Below are 9,934 nucleotides of genomic sequence, written 5' to 3'. Positions count from 1 at the left end.
TGACCTCCGTCGAGCACGAACTGCACCCGAACTCGGGCCAGTCGCTGCGGGACGCTGTCGACCGCGTCGACGTAGCCCTGAACGGACCACCCCCGCCACCCCCCTGAAACACGACGCCCCCCTTCCGCCTTCGGGCGGGAGGGGGCGACTTCTGCGTTCCTGCCCCCGTGGAGGCGGGGTGTTCGCGCGTTTCGCCTCCTGCTGTCCGCCCCGTGTGCCATAGTCGTTTCACTGCTCCCCGCCGCTGCGGGGATGGCCCGAGCCTCAGGGGCATATGCAGTTGCTCCCCGCGCACGCGGGGATGGCCCATGTGGCGACTGAAGCACACAGTCCCCGCCGCTGCGGGGATGAAGAAGGACCCTCACCTTCGGGTGGGGGTCCTTCTCACTTTTCACCAGCAGTGTCAGCTTCGCGAGGTCCGGTTGCCCTTGCCCGGGCGGGCGGCGATGGCATCCTCGACGTCACCGGCGCGGAAGAGAGCGCGGGGCCGCGGGTCATCGGAGAGGCCGGCGCGTTCCACCCCGAGCCGGGACACGGCGCTGCGGGCGGTCGCGGCAGGGTTCTTGCCCTCGTACCCGAAGCGGGCGGCGACCTCGTTGATGTCCAGGAGTTCGAACCGGGGGGCGATCTCGCCGAGGTCGACGTCCTCGACGATGGCCGCAATGTCGAGGCCGCCGTACTCGTCGACCGGATAGCCGTCGAACTCGCCCTGCTCCGGGCGGGCGGGGCCGATGAACTCGTTCCCGACCAGGGCGACGCCGGCGGGCAGGGCCTGGTCGATGGCGTTGCGGTAGGCGGCCTTGATGCCTTCGATGTCGTGGTCGTCGACCCAGTCGGTCATGAAGTCGTCGACGGTGTCGTCCGGGCTGTTGCTCGTGCCTGTGATGCGGGCCCAGGTGGTGTACAGCGTCTCGTCGCTCATGGCGGTCCTTCCGGTGGTGTGGGTGGGTCAGGCGGAGAGCTGGGCGCGGATCTCATCGGCGAGGTCGAGGACGTCGGCGATGGTGATGGTCGGGAGGCCGCCTCGGTAGGTGGTGCGGCTGAGGCCGGCGTGGCGGGCGTAGAACTCCTTGTCCCATTCGGGGTCGGGGGTGTCGCTGAGGATGATGTCGGTGCGGTTGAGTACCTCGCGAGCGTGGGCGCGGTCGCCTGCGTCGGCGATGGCGTTCAGCTTGTCGGTGAGGAGGGCGGAGTAGCCGGAGACGCGGGTGATGGTCTCGCCGGTGGGGCGGGTGCGGCTCTTGATGGTGACGGCGGTGAGGTCGAGCACGGGGCGGGTCTCCTGGCGTGCGGGGCGCTTCATGGCGCCGATGGCGATGCGGTGGGCGAGGGAGGCGGCGGAGATGATCCAGCGGCCGGCGGTCTTGGTGGCGGCGATGATCCCGTTGCGGCACCAGGTGCGGATGGTGGCGACGGTGACGTGGGCCTGGATGGCGGCGGTCGTGGTGTTCATCGTGGGCTCCTCCCCTTTGCGATAACCCCATAATGCATCACGTGAGTCATTATGGCAAGGGGGTCACTCCGACTACGGCCGCTTGACCGCGCCCCCTGCCCCGACTTCGGCCTGGGCAGAGGGCGCTTTCGTGCGTCTGAGGCGCTCTGTTGCGTGGTCGGCTCGTACGGTTACGGTGCGGCGGCACACCACCAACCCGAAGGGGGACCCATGGCCCGGCGACTGCAGCGAGTCGGTTCGAACTCTGGCAACGACGGCTGCCCCACCCTGTACCAGCTTCCTGGCACCGACGCCTACGTCGTCCAGGGCGACCGCGTCACTGACCCCGCGGAGCGGGAGCAACTCGACCACCTTGCGCCCGCGGAGGACGCCGTCATCGTCCCGCGCGAGCTGCTCGCCAACTTCGGCCCGAAGGAACCCGTGCACAACCCTGTGCCCATCAGCTTCGACGACTTCACCGGCATGTTCGCCACGCTGAAGCACTCCGCGTGGCGGCTGGAGACGCGCCGCCGCTACGCCAGCGACGAGGCCACTGACACCTACGCCCAGTTCCTGCGGGACGGCACGGTGGACTGGGACCTCGACGACGCGTGGTGCCGCGGCCGCCGCGAGCAGGCCGCACTGGGGAAGCGGTTCGAGCGGGTGCGGATCCTCGACGAGCCGCCCACCATCGGCCAGGAGTACCTCCTCGACAACGCCCGCCGAAACGTGGCCGTCGGTGAGGACATCCGCGTACTGACCCGGGCCAAGGCCGAGGAACTCCGTCTGCCGCAGGAGGACTTCTGGGTCTTCGACGCGCGGGTCGTGGGCCTGCTCCACTTCGACGACTCCGACGAGATCACCGGAGTGGAGCTCATCACCACCCCGTCCGAAGTGCTGCGCTACCTCCAGGCCCGCGAGGCCGCATGGCACCACGCCACCCCCTACGACCAGGCGTAGCCGCTACCGTGCCCGTGTGAGCACGGACTACCAGCAGGGACGGGCGGCGCTCGGCGCCAGGCTTCGCGAGCTGCGCGCCGCCACGTCGCTGACCGGCCGCGCTTTCGCTGACCGGCTCGACTGGCCACAGTCCAAGGTCAGCAAGTTGGAGACCGGCCGCCAGACCGCCACCGCCGCGGACCTCCGCGCATGGGCCGACGCGGCCGACCGGCCGGACGTCGCCGACGACCTGGTCGCCCAGCTCGGCGCGCTGGAGTCCCGGCAAAGGACGTGGCGCCGGCAACTCGCAGCCGGGCACCGTCCCGTGCAGGACGCTCTCACCGTCGAGTACGAGCGCTCTGCCCTCCTGCGCGCCTGGCAGAACCACATGGTGGTCGGCATGCTTCAGACTGCGGACTATGCCCGAGCCGTCTTCCATGCCTACGCCGAACTGCACCAGTCGGTGCGCGACATAGACGACGCCGTCCGCGCCCGGATGCGCCGTCAGTCACTCATGTACGAGTCGGGCCGTACCTTCCACATCGTCATGTGGGAAGCCGCGCTGCACACCCGCGTCGCCGAGCGCAGAGTGATGGCCGGCCAACTGGACCGGCTGGTGGGCACGATCGGCCTCGATACGGTCCGGCTTGGGATCGTCCCGCTCGGCGCCGCGGTGCGGATCCCCCCGGGGCCTGGCTTCTGGCTCTATGACGAGCGGCTCGCGATCGTTGAGGACTGGCACGCGGAGCTGTGGCTCGACGATGCGGACAGCGTCGCCGTGTACGGCCGGGTGTGGGGCCTACTGCAACAGGCCGCGGTGTACGGGCCAGCAGCACACCGGCTGATCGCACGGGCGCGGGCGCAGCTCGACACCCCTTGAGCATCCCGGTGAATCGGCTGGAAGCGCTGGAGAATATTCGCGAATCACGGTCGCCGCTGATTCTCGTCTGTCCTTAACGTGCGGCTATGGACACAGACACCCGCCCCCCGGGGGCTGCCGAAGCGGGACCGTCGAAAGCGGGACCGTCGAACTTCTGCCACTTCCACGGAGGCGAGTCGGGGACCGCGCTGCCCGTGAAGCCAGTCGCCCGGAACAGCGGGCCCGACGTACTGCTGCACGCCTGCGCCCCGTGCCGCGAGCAGCGCCACCTCGTGCCCCTGCCGGCCGCGTCATGAGCCGGGCACAGTGGGACTACGTCGTCTACGACGGACGCGTCGGCCTGATCACCATGGACCTCGGCGCAGGCATGTACCGGGTCAGCTTCCACCACGGGCCTGCCCGTACGAAGCCGCGTGAGGTCACGGTGCACGGGCACGAAGTGCTGCCCGCGACCGAGGAGCAGAAGGCCGAGGCGGTCGCGGCCGGTCTCACTCGCGAGGCTGAGCGGAGCTGGCTGCCTCAGCGACCGCGCGCCGCCGGGCGGACGGCATGACCACGGCTGCAACGCTGGCGTGCCGAGATACCCCGATCCCACCGGCCCGCGACCTGTCGTGGGAGGCCACTGCGGGACGGGCCTGCTATGCCTGCGGGCGGCAGCTCACCGTCGGCGCCATCCTGGTCGGCCGCGCGGTCGGCCGCGACGGCGCGCACGTCCTCGACACCGACGTGTACGCCTGCCCATGACCCCCGTCCCGGGGCCTTTGGTACTGACACCCGGGGCGGTAAGCGGGCCCTGACGGCGAATCGGGTCCGCTGCTCCCCGGCCGGTCCCCAGCCCGGGGCCGGCCGGGGCTACTCGCGTACAAGCTCGGAGAGTGGAACGCCGATCGCCTTCGCGATGCGGAGCAGCGTGTCCAACTTGGGTGAGGCGTGGCCCTGCTCGATGCGGCTGTACGTGGCGACATCGATTCCGGACCGGCCGCAGACATCGACCTGGGACAGGTTGTGGTGCTCGCGCACGCGCCGGATCTGGTCGCCGACAGCCCGGCGGGCATCGAGGACCCAGTCATCGGGCGGTGTGGGGCGCGGCACTCGTCCACGCTCCCGACACCATGATCAAATGTGATTAGGGCGGACCCTAATTTGCGTGATCTTGAACGGCTGGGGGTACCCCCTTGGGACCACCCCCTCCACTGATTGCCCGTCAGGCTCAGGCGGGCGGGCGGGGGGGCCGCGGCAGGCGTATCTCTGCGAGGGACGCCGCCTCGTCCAGATGGCGGGGCCACGGCTCCAGGTCCGCCCCGGGTGCCACAATGGGCCCCGGGGCGGCACCCGTTCTGCGGGACGATGAGTCTCCGCCAATCCCCCGAGAACTTTGGCCAAGCGCCTTGCATTAATTTGGCGGAGCGTCGCCAGGGAAAACGCAGGCAGGCACAGCGTTCACTGCCGAATACCTTCTAAGCGCTTGGCCGCAGGTTCGAGTCCTGCCGGGGGCGCACACGGCGCACCACTGCGAGGCCCTCCGACCTGGAGGGCCTTTTCGCTGGTCAGGGGCACGGTAGCGGGTCGGGCGTAGTGGAAACGTAAGCACCGGACCGGTGTCCGGTCCACGGGGGCGGAGCGGGCCCGCTGCAACGGACTCCCGCGCATGGGGCCTCGTCCGGGCCGAGGCCGGGCATCGAGGCGGCCGGGGGCGGTACGCCGTTTGCCGACGCCTGGGGGTTCGGGCCGCGGGAAGCCGAGCACCGACACCGGCTCGCCGGGCCCGTGGCACCTACGACGCTCCGGGACAGCGCGGCGCTCGGCCCGCTCGACCGGATGGCGGACCACTTCGCCGGGTCCACGCGCCGACGGCCGAGGAGGTCACGGGCGCCTTCCGGGGGGCCTTGCGTCGCCGACGGCGAAGTACCTCCTGGAGCGCGGCGCGGACATCGACGGCGCGGGGCACGGCGGCCTGAATCCGCTCGACCTCGCCCGCGCGCAGGCGAGGTGGTCCCCCGGCCGGCCCCGAGCGGGGACGCGGGGGAGCGCGCGGAGGTCCGGGGGCCGGGACATTCATGCTGCGCATGACGGAGCCCGGCCCGCGGTTCACGGGGCGACGCCGCGGACTGATCAGCCGCTCGGCTGAAGGCGGTACAGGGCCCTGCGTACAACCAGCCGCGCGCAGAGCCCTGCGCATCGGCCGCCCGAGACGCGTGCGACGCGAAAGAAGGGCGACACGCACGGCGAGGCGTACGCGACCCGACGGCCTTCCGCCCAAGGTGCGTTGAACGCCCCGGCCGTCGCCCCCGTACTCAACGCTGTGTGCCGTGCCAGTCGCCACAGCAGCTCCCCGAGTGCCAATTCACCAACCCTTTCCTCACATGCCGAGCCGGGAGGCATTTATGCATTCGAACCGACGCGCAGCACGTTCCGGGGTCTCCATGCGGGTCGTCGCAGTCGTCACCGCCGCCGTGGCCGCGATCGCCCTTGTGGTCGTCCTGGTCCAGACGGGAAGCGGAGAGGCCACCGCCGGTACCACGGCAGCGGGCGGCTCCGCACAGCACGGTGCCGGCCATACGGAGACCGATGGGTTCTCCAGCGCGACGGCCGAGGAGGCCCAGGGGCCGCAGACAGTGACCGATGTGGACCGAACGTTTCTGGTGGCGGTGCGGCAGGCCGGGCTGTGGGAGATTCCCGCCGGGCGACTGGCCCAGACGCACGCCTCCAGCGAGGCCGTGAAGCGTGCCGGACTGCACCTGATCGACGGTCACAGCAAGCTCGACCAGCTGGTGCGCGAGGACGCGAAGATCCTGGGTGTCGAACTTCCGAATGAGGCCACCGAGGAGCAGCAGGGCTTCGTGCGGCAGATGGAGAACGCCCGGGGCGCCGAGTTCGACCGCATCTTCACGAACCTGCTGCGCGCCTCGCACGGCAAGATCTTCGCCACGATCGGTGAGGTGAGGGGCGCCACCCAGAACGACCTGATCCGCCGTCACGCCCGGCAGGCGAACCAGACGGTCCTGGACCACCTCGAGGTCCTGGAGGACACGGGGCTCGTCGATGCCGCGACGTTCGCCGAGGTCGAGGCCGCGGTCAAGCCGAAGTAGTCCACGCCGCCGCAACCGCAGGCGCAGCGGATCGACGCGGGCCGCCGACACGGAGCGGCCAAGGGGAAGTAAAATCCCTTGCACTGTGCAATGCTTCCCGTGGTGGAGGACCCGGCTCACCGCCGGCCTCTGCCCGGGAGCGGCACTGGCACGGTGACGCAGCTCGACCACCGCATGCCGGCGATGTCGACCGGGTCCTCCCCGCCCACCCCGAATGCCCCGGGCCACCGGGGGCATCGACACCGCCCCGCGCACCACGACACCGCCCCGCCCGCACCGGCGCCGGCGGTGTCAGCGTGTGGGCCGCGGACCGAGGTCCGACCAGCCGAGCGGGTAGAGTCCGCCGTCCTCCTCCGGCACCGCCGGTTCGCCGCCGGCCTCGGTGAAGGCCGCCAGAGCATCGACCAGAGCGGCCCGCTGGGCCGGGCCGAGCCGTTCGACGATGTCCGCGATCTCCTTGCGGCGCTGGGCGGTGACGTCCTCGACGATCCGCCGGCCCTCCGCCGTCAGCCTCAGCACCGTCTCGCGCCGGTTGTCCGGGTTGACCTGCCGGTCCGCGAGACCTGCGGCGATCAGCCGGTCCATCATCCGCATGGCGGTCGACGGGTTCACACCGAGCCGGTCGGCGAGAGCGACAAGCTTCGCCGGCCCCTCCAGCGAGAGTACGACCAGCAGCCGGAACTGCGGCAGCGTGACCTTGTCCTCGACCGCGGCGAGCGAGCGTGCGGAGACGGCGACGAGCAGTCGCGACGCGGTCAGCACCGCACGGGTCACGGCGTCGACGTCGTCCATCCCCCGCGCGGAGTACGAGGAGTGCGCTGATTCGGTCACTTCTTCTTTGTACCGTGCGCCCGCCTCGCATCGCGCGCCGGCCTCGCGGCGGGTGTCCGCCCGGCGCGGCGCCCTCGCACACGGCCGCATGCGGCGTCCAGGGCGTCCGGGGCTTCGGGGGCTTCCGGGGCTCCCGGCTTACCAGGGCTTCCGGAACCCCGGTAAGCCGGGACTTCCGGAGCCCCCGGCGCGCCCGACCGCCTCACGCTCGGCGGTAGCGGATCAGCAACATCGCGGCGTCGTCGTGCGGCGGCGCCTGCGCGTACTCCTCCATGTCCGCGCGCAAAGCCCCGAGCGCCGCTTCCGGATCATGGGTCTTGAGCAGGTGGCCGCGTTCCCCGAGCGGATAGAACCGGCCCGCCGGGTCGCGGGTCTCCGTGACACCGTCCGTGTAAAGGAACATCTGGTCCCCCGGCGCGAAGTCCGTCACGAACGGCTCCGGACCGGTCATGCCGTGGAGGCCGAGCCCGAGCGGCAGGGCGCGCCGGGGCGGCTCCGCGAAGGCGACCGTGCCGTCGGAGCGCACCACCATCGGGGCGGGGTGACCGTAGTTGAGCAGAATGGCCCCTTTGTCCACCACCAGTTCGGCCAGGACCGCGGTGACGAACTTCTCCCCGCCCTGCAGCTCACGTTCGAGGGCCCGCTCAATTCGTTCGCCGACGCCTGCGAGCCGGTCCTCCTCGTGGGCGGCCTCCCGGAACGCTCCGAGGACGACGGCGGCCGTCTCGACCGCTTCGAGTCCCTTTCCCTGGACGTCACCGACGATGACGCGTACACCGCCGGGCGAGATGACCACCTCGTACAGGTCGCCGCCGATCCGGGCCTCCGCGAGCGCCGACGTGTACGAGACGGCCACCCGCAAGTGGCCGGCCGTGCGCGGCACGGGCCGCAGCAGTACGCGCTGCGCGACCTCCGCGATGGAGCGCATGCTGGCGAACTCCCTCTCCCGCCGCTGCCGCATCACCGCCGCCGCGATGCCCGCCCCGGTCACGCCGGCGACGGAGGCCATGGCGGAGTACCAGCGGCGATCGCCGACGACGTCGTCGTAGACCCCGAGGCCGAGGCAGCAGACCAGTGACAGGACGCCGATCAGGGCCGTGCGCCGCCAGCCGCCCACGAGTCCGGCGAAGGCGGGGCCGAGGGAGACGAGCGCCAGATATCCCACGCCCGGTCCGGCTGTCACATCGACCACGGCCACTATGCCCATCACCAGGAAGGGGAGGGCGGACAGCAGTCCGAACCGCGACTGCTTCTCGTCGGCCACGTCGGACTCCGGCGGTTGATCGGGCTGGCAGCGGACAGGAGCGGTCCCCGCCTGCGGCGCTGCCGCACACTCGGCCGGGCGGCGGTCAGGCGTGGAGGTCGGCCGGTGGGCCACTGGGGAACGGCGGCTCGGCCGCCCCCGTCGACCTGGTCACCACTTTTAGATTATGCAAAGGTTGCACAGTCGAATCGTCCTGTTCCGTGCCCGTTACCGAATCGAAGCCGCTCTCGGAGAACTCCCGGCCGGCGTTCTCCACCCGCTCCCGCCGAGGCCGACGCCCGCTCACCACCGCTCACGAGAGGCAGGTTCGTGACCCATCCGCACTCCGCGCCGCAGCGCCCTCCGCTCCCTCGCGGATGGAAGCGCTTCGTGGCCCGCCTACCGGTCCATCTGTACCGCATCGGTCTCGGCCCCCTGTTCGGGCGGCGTCTGCTCCTGCTCATCCACACCGGCCGTGCGTCCGGGCTGACCCGCAAGACGGTCGTCGAGGTCGTGGAGCACGACCGGGCCGGCGGGTCGTGGACGGTGGCCTCCGGCATCGGCCCCGAGGCTCAGTGGTACCGCAATCTGCTCCTTACGCCGCAGGCCACCATCCAGGTCGGCCGCCGCTACTACCCCGTGACCGCGCAGCCGGTCACCGCGGAGGAGGGCGGCCGGCTCATGGCCCGCTACGCGCCCCGCCACCCCTCCGCCGCCCGCCGGCTCTGCCGGTTCATGGGGTACGACATCGACGGCAGCGAGGCGGACCACCGGCGTGCGGGCGAGTCCGTCCCGTTCCTTCGCCTCGAGGCGGCGCCGGGCAGCTACTGACGGAGTACGCCGGGCACGCAACGCCCCATCCTGCGGGTACTCCTAGCAGCAGGGTGGCCATGCCGTTCATGATGGCGTGGCGGGAGAGGCGGCGCGCCGCCTTTCGCAGGCGGCGGCCCGGGGCCGGCCCGACACCGGTCCCCCGAACCACCTTCCGCGGTGCTCAGTCGTGCGACCGCCGCTGCGCCCGGCCGATCGCGTCCGCCAGTTCGCGGACCGCGTCGTCCTCCGTCGCCGCCGCCTTCTTTGAGGAGGCGGCGCGTGTAGTCGTAGGAGGCGGTGTCCACGTCGAGGGCGAAGGTGGACAGATAGTCGGCGGGCGGCGCGAAGTCCCGTTGCTCCTCCCCGACCCGGTCGCTTTCCCGGTTCAGGGCTCCCTTGCCGCCGTCAGGCACGACCGGCGCGGGCGCGCCGTCGGGCCTGCCTCCGTCGTAGCTCGCGTCGGTGGCCCGGTTCCCCGAAGCGGACCCGCAGCCGGCGATCAGCAGGACGCCACCGGCCAGGACCGCCGCCACGACGACCCTGCCCGTCCTCGAACCCGCACGCGCACCCCCACGCCTTGCACCTGCACCTGCACCTGCACCTGCACCTGCACCTGCACCACGGAACGTCATCCGCTCTCCCCCTGGATCGTGGGCACTTTCGAATGTGACGTCCCAGTCGGCCGGAAAGAGCCTTCGGCGGAGTTG

At 71.3% G+C, this 9,934-nt stretch carries 12 protein-coding genes; 6 read left to right on the top strand and 6 right to left on the bottom strand.

Annotation, left to right across the window (positions count from 1 at the left end):
* Positions 1-403: 403 nt before the first annotated feature.
* Together AB0903_RS29115 and AB0903_RS29110 are read right to left on the bottom strand one after the other, a co-directional pair.
* Positions 404-922: a hypothetical protein gene (locus AB0903_RS29115; RefSeq protein ID WP_366707702.1), complete on the bottom strand. Its 519-nt coding sequence runs from the start codon at positions 920-922 to the stop codon at positions 404-406.
* Between the two features lie 27 nt (positions 923-949).
* On the bottom strand, positions 950-1,453 hold the full coding sequence (locus tag AB0903_RS29110; protein WP_366707701.1) for a hypothetical protein: 504 nt from the start codon (positions 1,451-1,453) through the stop codon (positions 950-952).
* A gap of 210 nt (positions 1,454-1,663) precedes the next feature.
* On the opposite strand from AB0903_RS29110, the gene AB0903_RS29105 reads away from it, so the two are divergent.
* The 4 genes from AB0903_RS29105 (at position 1,664) to AB0903_RS29090 (ending at position 3,995) form a co-directional block, all read left to right on the top strand.
* Entirely contained in the window at positions 1,664-2,392 is a 729-nt protein-coding gene (locus AB0903_RS29105) for a DUF6879 family protein (protein WP_366707700.1), read from the top strand.
* Positions 2,393-2,408: 16 nt separating this feature from the next.
* On the top strand, positions 2,409-3,251 hold the full coding sequence (locus AB0903_RS29100) for a helix-turn-helix transcriptional regulator (protein WP_366707699.1): 843 nt from the start codon (positions 2,409-2,411) through the stop codon (positions 3,249-3,251).
* Between the two features lie 292 nt (positions 3,252-3,543).
* Complete coding sequence (locus AB0903_RS29095) at positions 3,544-3,804, top strand: hypothetical protein (RefSeq protein ID WP_366707698.1); 261 nt, start codon at positions 3,544-3,546, stop codon at positions 3,802-3,804.
* Positions 3,801-3,995: a hypothetical protein gene (locus AB0903_RS29090; RefSeq protein WP_366700273.1), complete on the top strand. Its 195-nt coding sequence runs from the start codon at positions 3,801-3,803 to the stop codon at positions 3,993-3,995. The genes AB0903_RS29095 and AB0903_RS29090 overlap by 4 nt, the downstream gene beginning before the upstream one ends.
* A 108-nt stretch (positions 3,996-4,103) precedes the next feature.
* Here the strand turns inward: AB0903_RS29090 and AB0903_RS29085 are convergent, their stop codons facing one another.
* Entirely contained in the window at positions 4,104-4,343 is a 240-nt protein-coding gene (locus AB0903_RS29085; RefSeq protein ID WP_366707697.1) for a helix-turn-helix transcriptional regulator, read from the bottom strand.
* Positions 4,344-5,674: 1,331 nt separating this feature from the next.
* On the opposite strand from AB0903_RS29085, the gene AB0903_RS29080 reads away from it, so the two are divergent.
* Positions 5,675-6,340 carry a DUF4142 domain-containing protein gene (locus AB0903_RS29080; RefSeq protein ID WP_366707696.1) on the top strand — a complete coding sequence of 222 codons (666 nt, stop codon included), beginning with the start codon at positions 5,675-5,677 and terminating at the stop codon, positions 6,338-6,340.
* A gap of 291 nt (positions 6,341-6,631) precedes the next feature.
* Here AB0903_RS29080 and AB0903_RS29075 read toward each other — a convergent pair whose 3' ends face one another.
* Together AB0903_RS29075 and AB0903_RS29070 are read right to left on the bottom strand one after the other, a co-directional pair.
* Entirely contained in the window at positions 6,632-7,132 is a 501-nt protein-coding gene (locus AB0903_RS29075) for a MarR family transcriptional regulator (protein WP_366707706.1), read from the bottom strand.
* A 241-nt stretch (positions 7,133-7,373) separates the two neighbouring features.
* Positions 7,374-8,378: a PP2C family protein-serine/threonine phosphatase gene (locus AB0903_RS29070; protein WP_366707705.1), complete on the bottom strand. Its 1,005-nt coding sequence runs from the start codon at positions 8,376-8,378 to the stop codon at positions 7,374-7,376.
* Positions 8,379-8,744: 366 nt separating this feature from the next.
* On the opposite strand from AB0903_RS29070, the gene AB0903_RS29065 reads away from it, so the two are divergent.
* Positions 8,745-9,245, top strand: coding sequence for a nitroreductase family deazaflavin-dependent oxidoreductase (locus AB0903_RS29065; RefSeq protein ID WP_366707695.1), 501 nt, complete (start codon positions 8,745-8,747; stop codon positions 9,243-9,245).
* Here the strand turns inward: AB0903_RS29065 and AB0903_RS29060 are convergent.
* The gene (locus AB0903_RS29060; protein ID WP_366707704.1) at positions 9,239-9,859 is read right to left on the bottom strand and encodes a von Willebrand factor type A domain-containing protein; all 621 of its coding nucleotides are present in this window, start codon (positions 9,857-9,859) and stop codon (positions 9,239-9,241) included. The two genes, AB0903_RS29065 and AB0903_RS29060, sit on opposite strands and share 7 nt — an antisense overlap.
* Positions 9,860-9,934 lie beyond the last annotated feature (75 nt).

Origin of the sequence: Streptomyces sp. NPDC048389 (assembly GCF_040706335.1) — a bacterium.
Taxonomy (GTDB): domain Bacteria; phylum Actinomycetota; class Actinomycetes; order Streptomycetales; family Streptomycetaceae; genus Streptomyces.
Note: the sequence above shows the minus strand (reverse complement) of the source record. Positions and strands in the feature narration are given on the sequence as shown.